General features: G+C 47.9%; 14 protein-coding genes. 4 read left to right on the forward strand and 10 right to left on the reverse strand.

All coding sequences use genetic code 11. The annotated features are described in order from the left end of the window. Nucleotides 1–107: 107 nt before the first annotated feature. Together ACRJJO_RS17985 and ACRJJO_RS17990 are read right to left on the reverse strand one after the other, a co-directional pair. Nucleotides 108–704 carry an ANTAR domain-containing response regulator gene (locus ACRJJO_RS17985; protein ID WP_431067008.1) on the reverse strand — a complete coding sequence of 199 codons (597 nt, stop codon included), beginning with the start codon at nt 702–704 and terminating at the stop codon, nt 108–110. A gap of 455 nt (nt 705–1,159) precedes the next feature. Next, on the reverse strand, nt 1,160–2,734 hold the full coding sequence (locus tag ACRJJO_RS17990; protein WP_431067009.1) for a histidine kinase dimerization/phosphoacceptor domain -containing protein: 1,575 nt from the start codon (nt 2,732–2,734) through the stop codon (nt 1,160–1,162). 548 nt (nt 2,735–3,282) lie between these two features. On the opposite strand from ACRJJO_RS17990, the gene ACRJJO_RS17995 reads away from it, so the two are divergent. The 3 genes from ACRJJO_RS17995 (at nt 3,283) to ACRJJO_RS18005 (ending at nt 8,276) form a co-directional block, all read left to right on the forward strand. Continuing rightward, nucleotides 3,283–5,022 (forward strand): putative bifunctional diguanylate cyclase/phosphodiesterase, encoded by a 1,740-nt coding sequence (locus ACRJJO_RS17995; RefSeq protein WP_431067010.1) that lies wholly within the window; start codon nt 3,283–3,285, stop codon nt 5,020–5,022. 70 nt (nt 5,023–5,092) lie between these two features. Beyond that, entirely contained in the window at nt 5,093–7,492 is a 2,400-nt protein-coding gene (locus ACRJJO_RS18000) for a Lon protease family protein (protein WP_431067011.1), read from the forward strand. Further along, a complete protein-coding gene (locus ACRJJO_RS18005) occupies nt 7,485–8,276 on the forward strand; it encodes a hypothetical protein (RefSeq protein ID WP_431067012.1) in 792 nt (263 codons plus the stop codon). Before ACRJJO_RS18000 ends, ACRJJO_RS18005 begins: the two co-directional genes overlap by 8 nt. A 90-nt stretch (nt 8,277–8,366) precedes the next feature. Here ACRJJO_RS18005 and ACRJJO_RS18010 read toward each other — a convergent pair whose 3' ends face one another. The 8 genes from ACRJJO_RS18010 to ACRJJO_RS18045 form a co-directional block, all read right to left on the reverse strand. Then, nucleotides 8,367–11,522 carry an efflux RND transporter permease subunit gene (locus tag ACRJJO_RS18010; protein WP_431067013.1) on the reverse strand — a complete coding sequence of 1,052 codons (3,156 nt, stop codon included), beginning with the start codon at nt 11,520–11,522 and terminating at the stop codon, nt 8,367–8,369. A 5-nt stretch (nt 11,523–11,527) separates the two neighbouring features. Then, nucleotides 11,528–12,736 carry an efflux RND transporter periplasmic adaptor subunit gene (locus tag ACRJJO_RS18015; RefSeq protein WP_431067014.1) on the reverse strand — a complete coding sequence of 403 codons (1,209 nt, stop codon included), beginning with the start codon at nt 12,734–12,736 and terminating at the stop codon, nt 11,528–11,530. Then, entirely contained in the window at nt 12,729–14,126 is a 1,398-nt protein-coding gene (locus ACRJJO_RS18020; RefSeq protein ID WP_431067015.1) for an efflux transporter outer membrane subunit, read from the reverse strand. Before ACRJJO_RS18020 ends, ACRJJO_RS18015 begins: the two co-directional genes overlap by 8 nt. Continuing rightward, nucleotides 14,123–14,785 (reverse strand): CerR family C-terminal domain-containing protein, encoded by a 663-nt coding sequence (locus tag ACRJJO_RS18025; RefSeq protein ID WP_431067016.1) that lies wholly within the window; start codon nt 14,783–14,785, stop codon nt 14,123–14,125. Before ACRJJO_RS18025 ends, ACRJJO_RS18020 begins: the two co-directional genes overlap by 4 nt. Before the next feature lie 195 nt (nt 14,786–14,980). Next, complete coding sequence (locus tag ACRJJO_RS18030; protein WP_125219097.1) at nt 14,981–15,163, reverse strand: hypothetical protein; 183 nt, start codon at nt 15,161–15,163, stop codon at nt 14,981–14,983. A gap of 46 nt (nt 15,164–15,209) precedes the next feature. Next, on the reverse strand, nt 15,210–15,662 hold the full coding sequence (locus tag ACRJJO_RS18035) for a DUF1249 domain-containing protein (RefSeq protein WP_431067017.1): 453 nt from the start codon (nt 15,660–15,662) through the stop codon (nt 15,210–15,212). Between the two features lie 6 nt (nt 15,663–15,668). Next, nucleotides 15,669–16,073 carry a 6-pyruvoyl trahydropterin synthase family protein gene (locus ACRJJO_RS18040; RefSeq protein ID WP_431067018.1) on the reverse strand — a complete coding sequence of 135 codons (405 nt, stop codon included), beginning with the start codon at nt 16,071–16,073 and terminating at the stop codon, nt 15,669–15,671. A 36-nt stretch (nt 16,074–16,109) separates the two neighbouring features. Further along, a complete protein-coding gene (locus ACRJJO_RS18045) occupies nt 16,110–16,409 on the reverse strand; it encodes a PilZ domain-containing protein (RefSeq protein WP_014148895.1) in 300 nt (99 codons plus the stop codon). Between the two features lie 495 nt (nt 16,410–16,904). Here ACRJJO_RS18045 and ACRJJO_RS18050 point away from each other — a divergent pair, with 495 nt between their 5' ends. Continuing rightward, a complete protein-coding gene (locus ACRJJO_RS18050; RefSeq protein WP_431067019.1) occupies nt 16,905–17,918 on the forward strand; it encodes a tryptophan--tRNA ligase in 1,014 nt (337 codons plus the stop codon). The last annotated feature ends 556 nt before the right edge of the window (nt 17,919–18,474 follow it).

Below are 18,474 nucleotides of genomic sequence, written 5' to 3' on the forward strand. Positions count from 1 at the left end.
TGGGAATGAAGACCGAGACGCTCTAGCGTCTCGTACCGCTGGAGCGGTACTCAGGTGTTCCTACTCAGAGCGTGGGAGCGATAATTGCCGGGTACTGAATGGTTACATTATAAGTGGGTCTGGCTAAGATTGTCTTGACTGGCGAAGGTTTGGATGACTTCCTCGGCCAATTCGGTTATTTTTCGTCGCTGGTCTCTGGCGTTTTTGCGTAAATAATCAAATGCGGCTTCTTCGGTGAGGAGTTGATTCTTCATTATCAGGCCAATCGCTATGCAGACGCTTCTGCTTTGGGATAGCGCTTTGTCGAGTTGCTTATTTTCGTATTTTAGATTGATGATTTCCTTGTTTCTTTCGAGTACCGCTTCAATGGTCAAAATCAATTGTTCGAGACTGCAGGGTTTGACCAAATAGTTCATGCATCCGGAGGCGATGGCTGCTTTTACTGTGTCTTCGTCGGAATAGGCGGACAAGAATATGACTGGAACGTCAAGCACTTGTACAAGATGTTTAGCAACGTCAATACCGGTCATTTCCGGCATGCGGATATCTAAAACCGCAATGTCCGGCTTTTGGTCTTGAGCAAGTTTAATAGCCGTATCGCCCGATGCGGCTTCTAAGACATTATAACCGGATAGCCGTAGTCCACGGCTCATGGTTCCAAGAATGAGTCGGTCGTCGTCGGCAAGAAGTATTGTTTTATTCATTAATAGTTAAATTTAGGCCCGTGCGGTCGTAAACGCTTAGGTAATCGCTAAAAATAGTTTCCAAAATATGCTTGTTAGTGATTCGTTTTTTGTTCAATAAGGAAGACGTGAACCTAGAAACTAAATTCGATAGGGGGGGTGAATAATTACGGTGAATCATGCATTTAATATAGCGAACTTATTCCTACATTATTTTAAAGTCATATCCGCGCAATAGCGGAATCAGGCTAGGGTCTTGGCGGCGTAGCGAAGTTGAAAAAAAGGTAGGTCCGAATCTGAATATAAAAGTTTGAAGTTTAACTACTTTTAGACGAACATAATTGGCTCGATTATGATGCACCAATAATTCGATAAAGAGAATACAAAGCGGGGGCTGGGGTTTGTATTTAATTTGGTAATCTAATTGAAAAGCATCTGGAAGTAAAGAATTGGACCGGCATTTTGTAATCATAGGCTTATCTGCTGCTTAAGCTATAAAACGGATTGCTTTGGCTTTTATGAAAAATTAATGGCGGCATCATCGTTAATTGTGCGCTGACTGAGTGGTTCGTCTGGTAAATACACAATTGCGATTGTTCCGGCATCAATGTTTTAACTAGCGAAAGTCCGGTGCCGATTTTTATCGATTGTTCGAAATCGAAACCTTGGGGTAGCGAAGCCGGTTCGTTCTTGACGGTAAAGATCGCATGATGCTTATCAAAATCCAGAGAAACCGAGAGTTTTTTGTTTTCCCCGTGGCTGTGTTTAATGGCATTGAGTAATAGTTCGTTAACGATTAACGATAACGAAACGGCATTGTCCCGATCGACGCGTATCGGATGGTCGATGGGAATTTGCAGTTCGATGGTTTCATTGGTGCTGAAAAATAAACGCTGACAAAATTCTGTCGAGGAATGGACAATGTCGCATAGATAAATTTCCCCATTTTCTGTTTTACTTTGTAAGCCGTAAGTAATTGCCAGTGAGTTAATCTGCAGCATGCTTTGTTCGAGAATCGCCTTGGCTTCGGGGTGTTCCAATGCGTTGTTTTGCAATAAGCCGAAAATGCCTTGTAAGTTGTTCTTGATTCGGTGATGCACTTCTCGGATTAGGGTGTTTTTATGCCGTTGTTCTCGCTCCAGTAGCCTACGATCTTCCTCAATATGCTCGCAAATATCGGCTAGTAATATGACAAAATAATCGATCGAATCGGAATCGTTGCTAACGGAGTTGACGGACAGTTTAACGCTGCTGATTCTGCCGTTTTTGTGGATCAATTGACCCTTAATGATACGGCTATGTTCGATGTTTGGGGCGAAAAAAAAGTGCTCGTTCAAATTCGGAAAACTAAGTAAAGTTCTCAACGGGGCGTTCTTTAACGTAGTTTGATCATGGCCTGAGAGGCGATAGATATATTCGTTAGCCGATAAAATCCGGCTTTCCGGAGAAATTGTTATAACCCCGATTAATCCCGATGTTGTAACAATTTTGTGTAGTTGCTTATCTTCGCTCGACGCTTTATCGGCAAACTTATCGCCTTTTTGAATTGCGTTGTGTATTTTTAACGGCTTACCGCTCGGGCCCCTGGTGATCTTGCCGTATTGACAAATAGGAATGACTTCGTGTTTCGGAGTTTGTAAGCGATATTGAACGGAAAATGTATCAAGATGGATTAAGGCGTCTTCGAAAACACGTTTTATGCGGTTTTGATCGTCAGGATGAAGCTTTGTCAGAAAAAGGTCATGGTTTACAGCATTTTCGAGTTCGGAAAAGCCGAATAGTTTGGCGAAATCTTCGCAACCTTCGATTTTTCCGGTTTTGAGATTCCATTCGTAAAATACACTGTTTGTTGCAAGCTGTAGATGTTTAAGTTTTTGCTGTTGGTCATGATGCTCAACGAGAAGATTGCGGTATTTTCGGTGATAACGTACAACGCCCCAGATAGATAAGGCCGCGATCAGCATCGTTAAGTGCCCGGCTTCGAAAAAATTGCTCAGCGAGATGCTCGGAAAATAGAATCCTGACGCGGCAAAATAATTAAAATCGGTCATAGGTTTTCCAGGTATTCAATACGGCTGCGAACCGACTTTTAAACAAAACAATGTTCAAATTATAACCAAGTGTGTCGCTCAGTTATTTGAATCAATTAATGCTTTTAAAATAAATATACTTGTGAGATAGGGAACAAATCTGTTTTACTAACGGGCAAATTCATTTACTATTGTCACCCTGATGGTAATTATTCACACCCCCCTATCATTCCCACGCTCCGGCGTGGGAATGGAAACCGAGACGCTCTAGCGTCTCTCGTACCGCTGGAGCGGTACTCAGGCGTTCCCACGCAGAGCGTGGGAACGATAATTTCCGGGGGACTGAATAGTTACCCCTGATGCGGCCCCCAGCCCCCGTGCCGCCAAGTAACGCTTTTCAGAGGCGTTAGACAGTCGGATTACAGCATTGTGTAGATTTCCTTTTTAATGGTTGTTTGTTCTGAAAGTTTTGATGTACTCGCTAAGGGTGTGTCGATGTTTTCAGTGTATAGATCCGTTTTTTGTTGGATTTAAGCGCCTGCGAATTGCTGGTAGTTTAAGAGGGCTGCATGCAAAAACAAGAACATCGATTTCCGGCGAATAGACGCTCAGGAGACAACAAAAGCCTATCGAGCGTGGATGCCGAGTCGATTGAAATTAAGCTGGAAATCTACAAAACCTTGTTCGAAGCGACTTCCGACGCGATGATGATTGCAGACGAATCGACGCGTATTCTTTATGTAAACCCCGCATTCACAAATATTACCGGTTATACCGAACAGGATGTTCTGGGTAAAACCCCCAAGATTCTTTCTTCAGGTAAACAAGATATCCATTTTTACCGCCGAATGTGGCGAAGTATTACGACCAATAAGCGTTGGCAGGGCGAAATTTGGAACAAAAAGAAATCCGGAGATGTCTTTCCTGCCTGGCAAACGATCAATGTGATCGGCGAAGAAGGCAAGCCAGCTCACTATATATCAGTCTTCAGCGATATTTCTCAAATCAAGAAATCACAGGCCGATCTGTGGACCTTGGCGCATTACGACTCGCTAACCGGACTCGCCAACCGCAGTTTGCTCGAGGAGAGAATAAAGCAAGAGTTGGCTACCACGATCCGTTTCAAGATTTACGGTGCATTGTTTTTTTTGGATTTGGATAATTTCAAAACCATCAATGATTCTTTGGGACATAAAGTCGGGGATTTGTTGCTTAGGCAAGTTGCCGATCGCCTTAGAAGGGATCTTAGAGATGAGGATATGATTTCCCGTTTGGGCGGCGACGAATTTGTTATCGTCTTGTCCAATCTTTCTTATGATAAAACAATTGCATCAAACCAACTTAAAGTTGTCGCCGAGAAAATTCTCGATCTATTATTAATGCCTTATTTACTGGAGGGGCATGAGCTGCGTGTTTCGGTGAGTATCGGCATTACCTTGTTTCCGAATAACGGGGATACCTTCGATCATTTGTTGAAACAAGCCGATACGGCAATGTATGCCGCGAAAAACAGCGGAAAGAACACCTATTGTTTCTTTCATCCCGATATGCAAGATAAAGTCAATCAAAGACTGCAACTGGAGAAGGAGCTTAGAAATGCATTGGTTCACGATCACCTGGGATTAGTTTATCAGCCTCAATTTAATTATCATAAAAAATTACTTGGTTACGAAGCATTGGTTAGATGGCAGCATCCCGAGCAAGGCGTCATTTCGCCGCAGGATTTTATTCCACTAGCCGAAGAGACCGGTTTAATTGTCGAAATCGGTAGTCAAGTACTGACCAAGGCATGCGAGCAATGGGTGGCTTGGCGCAGGGCAGGGAAGGAAGTTCCTCATATTTCAGTCAATATCAGTCCAAAACAATTTAGCGCTTCTGGCTTTATCGATTTGGTTAACGATATCGTCAGATCGACGGGAGTCGATCCCCGGCATATTATTTTAGAAATTACCGAAGGATTGATCGTTCAGAATGTCAAGGGCATTATCGAAAAGATGCATGCGCTAAAAGAATTAGGTTTACGCTTTTCAATCGACGACTTCGGTACCGGCTATTCTTCGTTATCTTACTTGACCCGATTGCCGATCGATCAATTGAAAATCGATAAGACTTTTGTAGTTAACTTGGGAATCAACGATAACGATGCGGTGATCGTCGAGACAATTATCGGCATGTCGAAACATTTGAAGCTTGATTTGATTGCCGAAGGCGTTGAAACGCGGGAGCAGCTAGAGCATTTGTACAGATGCGGTTGCGATGGTTTTCAGGGATATTATTTTAGTAAGCCATTAGACCGGAGCGACATCTGATAGCTCTCAATTGTGGCTTCGATAAGTATATGTTCTAATGCTGTTGGTTATATAAAAAGGCAGGGATAAAATGAAAATTGTACCTCTGGAGACAGCATTACTTTATAAACCTTGTAGCGTTGGCGACTTAAACTTTCAAACCACCGACGAACTCAAGGATGTCGAAATCATCGTCGGGCAGGAGCGGGCTATTGCGTCGATTCGGTTCGGGATTCGAGTCGATAAAGCCGGTTATAACATTTTTGCATTGGCACCCTCGGGAACCGGCAAGATGACGACCGTTATGCAGTTGGTCGAGCAGGAAGCCGCACATAAAAAAATTCCTTCGGATTGGTGTTATGTGTTCAACTTCGATCAACCGGCCAAGCCTCGGCTTTTGTCCTTGCCCGCAGGAAAAGGCAAATTGTTCCAAAAAGATATGGAGCAATTGATCGATGAACTGAGAATCGCCTTACCGGCGTCGTTCGAAGGCGACGAATACCGCTCGCGAGTCGAGGAAATCGAGGAGGAGTCGCGGCATCGCGAGTTTCGAGAAATTAACCGATTGCGTGAAGAAGCCGCGAACGCCCATATCATCCTAACCGAAACCCCGACCGGCTATGCGTTCGCGCCGGTCGATGAAAAAGATGTAGTGATCGATGCCGAACGCTTCAATCAACTCTCCAAGGAAGAGCAGCAGCGAATTCAGCAATCGATCATTGAATTACAGCAACGTCTGCAAAAACTGCTCAAGAAGTTTCCTGCCTGGCGTAAGGAAACGAAGCGTAAAATCAAAGATCTGAACCGCGAAGTGGCCGAATTTGCAGTCGGCCATTCGATCCATGAACTCAAGGAGACTTACGGCGATCAACAAACCGTTCTCGATTATCTTGACGAGATCGAACGTGATATTATCGGCCATGTACGCGACTTCATTCCACACCGCGAATCGGCGTTGCCGTTTTTGGAGATGCAGCAGCAATCCGATCCTTTCAAGCGTTATCAAGTGAATTTAATGGTCGACTTGAGCGATAACAAAACCGCGCCGGTCGTCTATGAAGATCATCCGAATTACGCTAATTTGATGGGGCGCTGCGATCATGAAGCCGTCATGGGCTCGTTGGTTACCGATTTCACGATGATCAAGCCGGGCGCATTGCACAAAGCGAACGGTGGCTATTTGATACTCGATGCGCGCAAATTATTGATGCAGCCTTATGCCTGGGAAAGCTTGAAGCGGACACTGCAATCCGGCGAAATTCGCATCGAATCGCTGGAGCGAAGCCTTAGTCTAATTAGCACATCGGCGCTTGAACCGGAGCCGATTCCGCTCGAATTGAAATTGATTCTGTTGGGCGATCGGCTGATTTATTATTTGTTGAATTATTACGATCCCGAGTTTCAGGACTTATTTAAAGTCGCTGCCGATTTCGACGATACAGTGGGCCGAGAAGACTCGGCGATCGAATACGCAAAAGTTTTGGCAACGATTGCAAGGCAGGAAAAATTGCAGTCCTTGAGCCGGGATGCCGTCGCGCGAGTGATCGAGCATAGCGCTAGGATGACCGGCGATGCCGAAAAGCTCTCGACGCATTTGCGCAGCATCAAAGATTTACTGATAGAGGCTGATTATTGGGCCGGACAAAACGGACACGATTGCATTAATGCCAGTGATGTACAGCAGGCGATCGATCAGAAGGTCTATCGTTTGGATCGGATTAGGGAAAGACTCTACGAGCATATTCAGCGCGGTACGGTGTTGATCGATACGCAAGGCAGCGTGTCAGGTCAGATCAATGGCTTGTCGGTGTTGCAGATCGGCGAATTCAGTTTCGGTCAGCCCTCCCGGATTACCGCGACGACGCGCCTCGGTAACGGCAAATTGATCGATATCGAACGGGAAACCGAATTGGGCGGCGCGATTCACTCGAAAGGCGTGTTGATTTTGGCCGGTTTCATCACCTCCCGATACGCCCGAAGCAAGCCGTTTTCGATGTCGGCGACGTTGGTGTTCGAGCAGTCCTATGGAGGTGTCGACGGCGATAGCGCCTCGCTTGCCGAATTGTGCGCGATTCTATCATCGCTGACCCAAATCCCGTTACGTCAGGATTTGGCGATGACCGGTTCGGTCAATCAGTTAGGACGTGTGCAGGCGATAGGGGGCGTCAATGAAAAAGTTGAAGGCTTTTTCGATATCTGTAGAAAGCAGGGATTGACCGGCACTCAAGGCGTGATCATACCTTCTGCAAATATCAAGCATTTGATGCTGCGCTGGGATGTCGTGCATGCCGCTCAATCCGGGCAGTTTCATATCTATGCGGTGAAAAATGTCGATGAAGCCTTGGAGTTATTGACCGGAATGGTAGCGGGCGATCCTGATGAAAATGGCGTGTTTCCGAAGGATACGGTGAACGGTAAGGTCGATGCGCAATTAGCTCGGTTTACCGAAATCAGTCAGGCCTTTTTGTCGAAAAGCAACGGCCATGATTGACCTTAACGTTACCCCAAAAAAAATGTTGATTGCTGTCGATGCTCTGCAAGACTCTGCCTTGTTGGAGTTGGCGGCAAGCCTGGCGAGGTCGCAAGGGGCACAACTAACAGCTTTGTTTATCGAAGACATTAATTTGTTTCATTTGGCGGGTCTTCCTTTTGCGACCGAAGTGGATAGAGTGACCAGTGCGGAGCTCAAGTTCGATGCCGACCGAGTCGGTTCGGCATCGGCCCGCCGGATCCAGCGAATTCGTCAACAGCTCGAGGAGTTGGCGAAACAATCTGAGTTGACGATATCATTGACAGTCGTTCGCGGTCATTATCTGGCCGAGGCGATGGCGGCAGCCGCTACCATGGATTTATTGCTTTTGGATAGACCGCGCGGTAATCGGTCGTTGGCGATTAAAAAGATTTCCGTTAAAAAGTTTAGTCCTCCGGTTTGGGTAATTTATGATGGTGCGGAAGGATCGGAACGAGCACTTAAATTGGCTATCGATATTGCCATATCGCAAAAATCGGGGCTCAACATTATTTTACAGAGGCAATCCGATAACGGCATTGCCGAAATGGAGCAACAAGCTAAAGTTTTGCTTGCGGGTAGCAATCTCGCTTCTCATTTCTTTATTCAATCAAGTCGAAGTTACGACTCGATCATGCAATATGTCTTAGAACGCGGTTGCAGTATCGTCGTGCTACGCGCCGATAGATCCGACCCTGAGTCTTCACAAAGTGCAGCGTCGTTGTTTGCCGATCGGCTCGGTTGTCCTGTGTTATTAGTTGCATAAGCCGAGCTTGGTAACATTGTTGTTTCCCTTAACACTGCCTTAGATGCGCTACAAAACTCATAGCTCCAAGAAGTTATTTTTTGCGAAATCCTAATCCTTGGCTGAAAATGCAATTTTCAACTTGTGAACCAAGACCCTAACGTCTTCGGCAACCAGATATAACGACGGAATCAGTACGAGTGTAATCAAGGTCGCAAACAAAATGCCGAAACCGATTGAAATCGCCATCGGGATCAACATTCGCGCTTGTCTAGATGTTTCCAAAATCATTGGCATTAAGCCGAAAAAAGTGGTTAGCGTGGTTAGCAGTATTGGCCTGAAGCGCTGAATTCCGGCGGCTTTGATGACTTGTAACGGTGTTTTGGCACTGCCGATGCGATGTTCGTTCGCATAATTGATCAATACCAGCGAATCGTTGACGACGATGCCGGATAGGGCGACGATACCCAGCATGCTAAGGATACTCAGGTCGTAACCCATCAACAAATGCCCTAATATAGCCCCGATGATGCCGAACGGAATGCTGACGATGACGATCAGCGGCAGAATGTAGCTGCGGAATGGAATCGCTAACATTGCGTAGATCGCCAGCAGTGCAAAGACAAAACTGATTTTGAGACTGCTGAGATTATCGGCCATTTCGGCTTGACTCCCTTGAAAGCTATATTGCAATCCCGGGAATTCTTCTTGCAGGCGCGGCAGTTCGGTGGCTTTGAGGTCGTTAATGATTTCTCCCGCGCGGCTGCGTGGCGTGACCCCCGATTTGACTTGGATATTGCGTCGGCCGTTACGGCGGTTGATTTCGGTGTAGGCGCGGCCGCGTTCGATTTGCACGGCTTCGGTAAGAGGAATTTCGATTCCTGCCGGCGTACGCAGCATTAGGTTTTCGACGTTTTTTAGCGACATGCGCTCGTTTTCGGGCAGCCTGACCATGATTTTGATTTCATTGCGACCGCGTTGCTGACGAAGCACTTCGGCGCCGAAAAACGCATTTCTGACTTGCCGCGCAACATCTTGTGCCGTTAGGCCCAAGCTTCTCCCTTCGGGTAACAGCGTAAAATCCAATTGTTCCTTGCCGCTGGTCAAGCCGCTGTCGACGTCATTAACGATAGGGTAGGCGCTAAGCATTTGCGCAAGGCGTTTGCTTGCTTTTTCCAGGACTTGTATGTCACGGTGATTAAGTTCGACGGTGATTGCCGGGCCCCGGCTGGGACCGCCGGCGTCCGATTCGAATAAAATCGCTTCGATGCCGGCAATCTCGCCGGCCTCGATGCGCCAGCGCCGGGTAAACTGTTCGGTACTAAGAATGTCGTCGCGAACTTCAGGAGGCGCCAGATAGGTGCGTACGGTAGCCAAGTGGCTGCCGAGCGTCTGTTGTCTGTCGATTGTGCCGAATTCGGTAAATTGCCCTTTCAATAATAGGTCGCCGTTCGGAACGTTTGATACAACGCGACGCGCCGCTTCCGACAAGTGTCGGGCGATGGCCTCGGTTTTTTCGAACGGCGTTCCAAACGGCATCGTTAAAGTGACTTGTGCATAATCGGATTCGACCTTCGGAAATAAGGTCATGCCCATACGTCCGCTAGCGGCATAGGCCAATGCCGCAATCAATAATGAGAATGCCAATGTGACGGTCAGATAGCGATGCTCGAGTACGCTTTCGAGAAATGGGCCATATCGATGCAGTGTCCAGCGCCGAAAGCCATCGCTGAAACGTTGTTGATAATGATGAATTTTGGCCTGAATACCTTGGCTTTTCAATGGTTTTAGGTGTCCGAGATGATTCGGCAAAATGAATAAGCTCTCGGCGAGAGACAGCAAGAAAACCGTGATCACGACTAACGGAATCATAAAAAAGATTTTGCCGGTAAATCCGGGAATGAACAACAGCGGCATGAAGGTTGCGATGTTAGTCAGGATGCTGAATGTAACCGGCATCGCCATTTCACGGGCGCCTTGAATGGCCGCCTGCAGCGGAGACAGGCCTTCTTGTCGATGGTGATAAATATTTTCGCCGATGATGATCGCATCGTCGACAACGATGCCGATCGCGATGATAAATGCGAATAATGAAATCATGTTCAGCGTTACGCCGATACTGGGTAGGAACAAAAACGACCCGAGAAACGCAATAGGAATACCCATCATGACCCAAAATGCCAGGCGTAACTCAAGAAACAACGCCAGCAAGATAAATACCAGCGACAAACCCATGGCGCTGTTTCGCAACAAGAGGTCTATCCTTTGTGCGTAGTCTTCCGAGGCATCGCGTCGGACGTCGGTGAAGATGCCTTCGGGTAGTTCGGGAGCAATTTTATCGAGATGGTTACGGACCGTTTCAGACACTTGTATCGGCGTTTGCTCTCCGACGCTATAGACTTGCAGCATCACGGCCGGCTTGTCGTTGAAGGTCGCGTAATAATCGCTTTCATCGAAACCATCTGTTATTCGTGCGATGTCGCCGAGTTTAATCTGGCTACCGTCTGCGGTGGTAATAATAGGCAGTTGACTAAATTGGCGCCCGTAATCGCGGCGTTCTTTGATGCGAATCAAAATTTCGCCGCTGTCGGTTTTGACGCTGCCAGCGGGAAGGTCGATGCTGGCCGAAGCGATTCGTTGAGCGATGTCGCCTAACGACAAACGGTAGCGCCTCAGCATATCCTGCGGAATTTCGACCGCGATTTCGAGCGGTTTGACCCCTTCGAGATCGATTTGGGTGATGCCCGGGTCTTGCAGGAGTTGATCGCGGAGTTGTTCGGCCAATTCGTGTAAAACGGTATCTTCCGCGTCTCCATATAACGCAACTGAGATTACTCGGCGCTTGCTGGCGATCAAGGTTATTTGCGGTTTTTCGGCATCGATTGGAAAAGTCGTAATGCGGTCGACTTCTTTTTGAATGTCTTGTGTAAACTTTTGCATGTCGGTACCGCGGAGTGCTTCGACGGTAATCGTGCCGGCGTTTTCTTTTGCCGATGAAGTGATTTGTTTGATGCCGTCCAAGCCGCCCACCGCGTCTTCGATGGCGAGGACAATGCCTCGTTCGACCTCTTCCGGGCTGGCGCCGGGATAAGCGACACTGATACTGACGCTGTCGATTTCAAAGTCGGGGAATACTTCTTGGAGGATATTGTTTAAAAACAGCAGTCCTCCGATGATGCACACGACCATTGCGAGATTGGCCGCGACCGAATGACCTGCCATCCATGCAATGGGACCGGTGTGGCTTGGGTCTTGATGTGACTGCATGATGCTTACCTAGCGGATGAAGAACGGTCGGTTTCGGTGGTGCGAATACGCATGCCTTGAACCGGTGTGGAAAGGTCGCTGACGATGATGCGCGGCTGATCGGGTAGTTCCGAGGCATGCAAGTAAACGACGCCTTGTTCGGTCCAGACGGGAGTTATTTTGACGATGTCCAGTGTGTCTTGTTCGCTCATTAGCCAGAGCCGGTTGCCGTCATGCAATGCGGTTTCCGGCACAGGAAGTACGTCGACGAGGGTTTTGCCGGTAATTGCCGCCCGAACCAATGTGCCTAGCATCATGCGAGGTGAATTTTGGTTAGCCGGCTTTAGGCTGAGCGGATCTTCCACTTCAACCAGTAATTTAGCCATGCGGCCTTCGGCTTCGACTTCGGCTTTCAGGCGTTTAACGGCGCCGATTCTGAATGCATCGGGTCCCCAGGCCCTTTCGTAGCTGATCGAGACCTGCGAGCCTTGGTCGCCGTTGAAACCGGGGATCGTTAACCAACGTAATTTGTCGAGCGGCAGCGATACGTCGATCCAATAATAATCGGTTGCCACCAACTGCACGAGCGGGGTGCCGGTCGAGAAAGTCGATACCCAGGAGCCGATATTGGCGTTGCGGGCCGTGACGACCGCGTTGAACGGCGCGATCGTGCGGGTGCGCTCGAGATCCAACTTGGCTTGTTCCAGCGCCGCTTCGGCGGCATTTAACGATGCCTTGGCGGCTTCCAGATGGGGTTTTCGTTGGACCAGTTCTTGAGCCAGTTCGTCCAATTCCTGGCCGAGCAATTGATATTCGCGTTGCGCGATGGCTTGTTGGCCCAATTCCATTTTTAAGTTGAAACGGGCTTGGGTGAGATCGCTTTGCGCTCTGCGTACGCGTAATTCGTAGTCGGTCGGGTCGAGCCGGACGATTTCTTCGTCTTTTTTCAACAAGCCGCCTTCGATGAACTGATCGCTGACCGAGACGACCATGCCGTCGACACGCGAATTAAGATTGACGCTTTGCGCCGGGATGACATTGCCGAGCGCAAAAACGGTGGTTTGATAATCGATGGCTTGCGGCGTGATGATTTCGACCAATGGCGCCACGGCCGTAACGGGGGCGCGGACCGCGCGGGGCTTATTGCTTAGCCAATAAAAAGACAATGCCCCGGCAAATGCGACGATCGCCAGCGAAATCAGCAGTGTGGCGAATTTCTTGAAGGGATTAGTCATGGGTATCGTTCCTGTTCGAAATCGGTTCGGTAAGCGGCCAGCCGCCCGCAAGCGACCGGTAGAGTTGAATTCTGTAATCGATCAATTCACGTTCGGCGCGGATGAGTGTTCGCTGCATGGCTTGCAAGCTGTTCAATGTCGACAGCACCCGCAAAAAATCGAAAATCCCATAGGCGGACCGGATGCGAATGTTGTCATTGGCTTCGTTCAGATAGCGCAATTGATCTTTGAGGCTGTTTAGCCGCTCGTGCTGGCGCGTTTCTTGTGCCAATGCGTTTTCGACTTCCTGCAACGATTGCAAGACGCTCTGACCGTAGAGATTCAGCGCTTCTTCTGTTGCCGCCTCGGTGCGCCGGACTTCCGCCACCCGGCGTCCGCCGTCGATCAAGGGCAGCACCAGATTGCCGGCTAGCGTTGCCATCCAATTATTGAAGAAGGCTTGTAAGTCCGGAGCCGAGGTATCGAGGCTGGCCGATAAGCCGAGTTTCGGAAAGCGGTCGGCCACGGCCGCGGCAATACGAAGATCGGCGGCTTGCAGGCGATAATAGGCCTTCTTGACATCCGGGCGTCGTTGTATCAAATCCGAGGTCAAGCCGGTTTCGGGTAGTCCTGCGAGCTCGGGAAAACGATCGCCGGCAACAATGTCCAATGTTCCGGGGGCTTGTCCGGTTAAGACCGCCAATTGATTTTTTAATACCTCGATATTCGCGAGCACTGTATAGCGGTCGCCGACCACGCCTTCAAGTAATTGCCGCTGTTGGAATACGTCGGCAGCGGTTGCTTGGCCGCCTCTGAATCGGACTTCGACTAAGTCCGCATATTGCTTATTGACTTCGATTTGTTCGTTCAATAAGTCGAGCTGTAATTTTTGTTCGGTCAATAGATACCAAATGCGCGCTATCTCGGCCGACAAGGCAATTGCGGCGGTATGGATGTCTTGTTCGGCGGCTTTGATTTCCTGTTCGGCTGCGTAAGTGCCGGCGCGGATTCGGCCCCATAGGTCGAGTTCATAACTGGCGATCAAGCCCAACGAAAAGTTGTCGAAAGTCAGCGAACCGGTATTGGCGTTGTCCTCGATAAAGCGATTTGCGTTAGTCGTAGCATTAACCGCGGGGATCAATTCGGATCCGGCCTTGCGCGCTTCGGCTTCGGCTTGTTTGAGCCTTTCGAATGCCGCGGTGAGATCGAGGTTTTGCTGAAGCGCCGTATCGATCAAGGTATTCAAAGCGGGATCGTTAAAGTTTAGCCACCAACGGTCCTGCAGCGATTCGCCGCCGGTAATCGAGAACGTTTCTGGTACTGGAATCGGCGGATTGAATTCCTTGATGTCAATACTGCAAGCGCTGAGAAAAGCGAGAATGAGTAAAACCGAAGGATTCATGACTCTCATGTCTCGTCTCCACTGCTTGGTTCGAGGCGGTCGCGAAGTGCCTTAATTCCGGCCAACGAAAAATGCACGACATGATCGGCGTAGGCTGTCGGGTTTTCCAATTCCGGATTGTGTTTTCGTGCCGGAAAGTGGCTTTGCATGTGTTTGACTTTCAGTAGATGAAAGCATTGGCCGATGATGCTGGCATGACAAAAATGAATCGTGCGTTCATCCGTATTTGGTCCCAAGCATTCAGCAATGAGTGTGAGCATGGCTTGGCGCTGCGGATTGATTTCTTTTTCGAGAATTTCCGGCAACAACGAGGTCGGTTGCGCCATTTCTTTGTTGATGATCGCGAAAAAATGCGAATCGTCGTCGGCGATGCGGGCGATCAAAGAGCGAATGCGACCCGCTAGGCGTTTTTCGGGGGAAGCACTGGGCGCAACGCCGCCATCCGACGGATAAATTTCAAGGTCCTTGAGAAACGCATGGCGCCAAGCTTCGAGATATAGACTTTCTTTGTCACGAAAATGATAATTGACCGAAGCGATATTTGTTTGGGCTTGTTCGCAGATTTCGGCAATCGTTGCTTCCTGAAAGCCTTTTTCGGCAAAAATTCGGCTGGCCGCGATAATTAAGCGGGTTCGAGTTTTTAACGGTTTGGCTGTAGGTTCGGGCATCGCGGGTTAGATATTCAAAAGCGAATTTCAAATATACATTTAAATTATTCATTAGACAAATTTCAGTCTTGTTCAGTGACGCAGGAACCTGAGCGACTGGCCCAAGTGTTTTGATCTACGAACTTTGACCGTAACGTTCATGAAGGTCTAGCCATCGCCCCGGCAAATGAAAGTGCGAGGGATGGCTGGGTGCGGTCACTCGCCCGACAGGACGCCGTAAATACGTCCATGTAGGCTCGGCGGCGGCTCCCTGCCGCCGACGCCTGTCAGTCGAGCAACCGCACCCGCTTCGGTTCGCTTACTTTCACAGTAATGCCCGAAACAGCGTGCTTTATGGAGATTCGTGACTGGATTAAACAGGATTTTCTTATCCCGCAATTTGACTCGCTAAGGGTGTATGGGTTGATAGAGGCTGTGGGGGCAATCAGGCTATAACTTCAGTGACTTTTCGATCAGTGAATTGATAATTAATGCTCAGGCAGTGATCTAGCCATTTCAGTAAAAAATAATTTAATTGCCATTTATAATTTAAGATTTCAGAGGTCTTACCGGGGTCTTTATAGACACGCGAAACGTCTGATCTGGCATGATCACGCAAAACTTCGGCGAGTTCCGCGTCCAGATAGATACGGACTGTGACATCCGGCACCCATAAATCGTTGGGTAATTGATCAAATCGATGGCTGAGTTTTACAGTAAGTGTGTGTGCCGAGCGTTCGAGCACCTCAAGCTGCAAGTCGGGCTTTTTCGACGCTTTTCCGACAGCCGATTGGGCAAGGTTTCTGATGTTAGGAATTAAGCTTAACAACTTTTGGTAATTAGAGGCACAGATGGTTTCCAAGCACGCCGCTTTGTTTTGCGGATGAATCCTGCTCATGATAGATCAGTCTTCCCTATAACAGGCATGAGCGCTTGCGGTTTCCCATAAGGTTACTTGGTCGACATTGAAACCTTGTTCTTTAATATGTTGATAAATCATTTGACTCAGTACTTCCGCGGTCGGATGCTGGTCCAGAGCTATAAATCGCTCTTGGGTTTCTGTTAAGTACGGAATGATCGGGTCGTTTTTATGCAATAGAAAATTATGATCCAAATGTTCGTTGATATAGTCTTCGACACACGCTTTTATGTCCGAAAAGTCACAAACCATGCCTTGCTCGTTAAGATGTTCTTGTTTAATCGTGATAGCAGCCTTAACGCTGTGTCCGTGAAGATGACGGCACTTGCCGGGGTGGTTCATCAGTCTATGTCCATAGCAAAAATAGACTTCCTTAGTAATCGTATACATGAGTTAGCAATCTCGGCCGAGTTGGAATAATGTAAGTTAATGACCTTTGATGCTCTTAATTGCGGCGGCAATTTCGTAGCGGCCATTATCCTGTTTTGTCGTTCTGACGACTTCTATATAGGCGGTCATGGGCGGAGTAATTGTGTTTTTGGGTGTAATATTGACCTCCATTGCGCTTCCGGGATCGAAGGATTGATCGGCAATGAAGGAAACACCAGAACCGCTAATTGATGTGCAAATTCCTGAATGACTTTCGCTTGCATCGGCTAACTTGTAGGTAAGTTCGCAATCGACGCTCATTCGGATGTAATTACGTTTTTCGTCGTATTCCAGCATGTCAACTCTCTTCTTTATAATTGGATAAATTGTTTTCCGTGAATGGCAGTGCCCGCGTTTGCTTTCAGACTGTTTGCGCGAAGTTTACTATAAATAAAATGCTTGTTCATGAAAATCACCTTGAAAGTTGAGTAACTTCATATTATAGGATTCTATTTTGGCATCGTTGCGCGCTAGCTACACCTCCATACCTTCATAAAGTTAACCATTTTTTGAGTATAACTTTCGGACTTCAAATTTCGGCGGTGCCTGAGGAGGCGCCGGGGTGTGTGGCAAAGGCTTTGCCAGCATGGAGCTGGCATAGAGCCTACAGGGACGTATTCATGGCGTCCTTTGACGGACACCCCGGCGCCGAATTTTGATCTGCGATGATTATATAAAGGGACTAGTGCGGAAAAGTTTTCGCATAGACTATGGCTATTGGTTGTAAATCATGTAATATTTTGCAGATTTTAACGATGTGAACCCCGTCAGGGTTTTGGGGATTTATTTATAATGACAAAAGCGACCGTTTTAACCGGTATCACGACCACCGGTACTCCTCATTTGGGAAATTATGTAGGCGCGATCAGGCCTGCTATTGCAGCCAGTAAGGATGCAAACGTGAGTCCATTTTATTTTTTGGCCGATTACCATGCCTTGATCAAATGTCAGGATCCGGAAAAAGTTAGACAATCGAGCCTTGAAATCGCGGCGACTTGGTTGGCGCTCGGCTTGGATACGTCGAATGCGGTGTTTTACCGGCAATCTGATGTACCGGAGATCACCGAGTTGGCTTGGATGTTGACGTGTGTAACGGCAAAGGGGCTCATGAATAGGGCGCATGCTTACAAGGCAGCGGTTGCCGAAAATGAACAAGGCGGCGAAAACGATCCCGACAAAGGCATTACGATGGGCTTGTTCAGTTATCCGATTCTGATGGCGGCCGACATTTTGATATTCAATGCACACAAGGTTCCTGTGGGTAAGGATCAGATTCAGCATATCGAAATGGCGCGTGATATCGCCGGACGTTTCAATCATATTTATGGCGAACATTTTGTCATCCCGGATGCGGTCGTGACCGAAAATGCCGCGACGCTGGCTGGTTTGGACGGGCGGAAAATGAGTAAGAGTTACAACAATACGATTCCGTTATTCGAACCCGAGAAAAAACTCAGAAAACTGATAAACAAGATCAAGACCAATTCTTTGGAACCGGGCGAACCGAAAGATCCCGATGGCTGTACCTTGTTTGGAATTTATCAGGCTTTTGCCCGGCCTTCGGAAGTCGATGAGGTTCGAAAACTTTATGCGGAGGGTATTGCTTGGGGCGAAATGAAAAAGTTGTTGTTCGAATATATCAACGACCATATTGCCCCGGCCCGAGAGCGTTATGAAGCCTTACTAGAGGCGCCTGAGCATATTGAAAACGAATTACAGGAAGGCGCTAAAAAGGCTCGCGAGATTAGTGTGCCTTTTATGAAACAATTGCGAGAGGCGGTTGGGATTTCTCGTATTGGTGTTTAATGGTTTTACCGAGGAAAGGTCTGTTAGTTGGGAAAGTCTTAAAAAACACAGTTCTAATTTAATCCGACTATAGTGTTCGCACATCAAATTTCGGTTTTTTTATCCCCTCATCCTAGCCTTCTCCCGGAGGGAGAAGGCATTGAAGCGCCGAAATTTGATGTGCGATAGGTATAGTATAATTGGGTTTCTGAATTCTTAAGGCGCCACTTATACTTCGCATGGCCACATTTGCTGGTAAGCTCACGCGCTCTTTGTGCGGTATATGAATGGCGAAAACAGTTACATTGCTTAGCTTGACGCCTGTTTTCGCGCCTTGCCATAAAAGCCGTAAACATGACCGCGCGAAGTAAAGGTCATCGTCTGCGGGTTTAATCTCCGACTTTCCTTATTCTATTTCGCTGATGGATTCGCTCGGTAAATAAATCCGCACTTTTTTAGTACGAACGGAGTAAAGGTGTTTCCAACTACCGGGATCGCCGCGATTTTCCTGTTTAGGAGTTAACGTTCAGAAATCCGTACTGATTTTCCGATCAACTTTAATTTAAGCAGTATTTCC

Origin of the sequence: Methylotuvimicrobium sp., assembly GCF_050611805.1 — a bacterium.
Lineage (GTDB): Bacteria > Pseudomonadota > Gammaproteobacteria > Methylococcales > Methylomonadaceae > Methylotuvimicrobium.

Coding starts and splice junctions, on each gene's coding strand:
- ACRJJO_RS17985 (WP_431067008.1), bottom strand. CDS start 704: ATGAATAAAACAATACTTCTTGCCGACGACGACCGACTCATTCTTGGA.
- ACRJJO_RS17990 (WP_431067009.1), bottom strand. CDS start 2,734: ATGACCGATTTTAATTATTTTGCCGCGTCAGGATTCTATTTTCCGAGC.
- ACRJJO_RS17995 (WP_431067010.1), top strand. CDS start 3,283: ATGCAAAAACAAGAACATCGATTTCCGGCGAATAGACGCTCAGGAGAC.
- ACRJJO_RS18000 (WP_431067011.1), top strand. CDS start 5,093: ATGAAAATTGTACCTCTGGAGACAGCATTACTTTATAAACCTTGTAGC.
- ACRJJO_RS18005 (WP_431067012.1), top strand. CDS start 7,485: ATGATTGACCTTAACGTTACCCCAAAAAAAATGTTGATTGCTGTCGAT.
- ACRJJO_RS18010 (WP_431067013.1), bottom strand. CDS start 11,522: ATGCAGTCACATCAAGACCCAAGCCACACCGGTCCCATTGCATGGATG.
- ACRJJO_RS18015 (WP_431067014.1), bottom strand. CDS start 12,736: ATGACTAATCCCTTCAAGAAATTCGCCACACTGCTGATTTCGCTGGCG.
- ACRJJO_RS18020 (WP_431067015.1), bottom strand. CDS start 14,126: ATGAGAGTCATGAATCCTTCGGTTTTACTCATTCTCGCTTTTCTCAGC.
- ACRJJO_RS18025 (WP_431067016.1), bottom strand. CDS start 14,785: ATGCCCGAACCTACAGCCAAACCGTTAAAAACTCGAACCCGCTTAATT.
- ACRJJO_RS18035 (WP_431067017.1), bottom strand. CDS start 15,662: ATGAGCAGGATTCATCCGCAAAACAAAGCGGCGTGCTTGGAAACCATC.
- ACRJJO_RS18040 (WP_431067018.1), bottom strand. CDS start 16,073: ATGTATACGATTACTAAGGAAGTCTATTTTTGCTATGGACATAGACTG.
- ACRJJO_RS18045 (WP_014148895.1), bottom strand. CDS start 16,409: ATGCTGGAATACGACGAAAAACGTAATTACATCCGAATGAGCGTCGAT.
- ACRJJO_RS18050 (WP_431067019.1), top strand. CDS start 16,905: ATGACAAAAGCGACCGTTTTAACCGGTATCACGACCACCGGTACTCCT.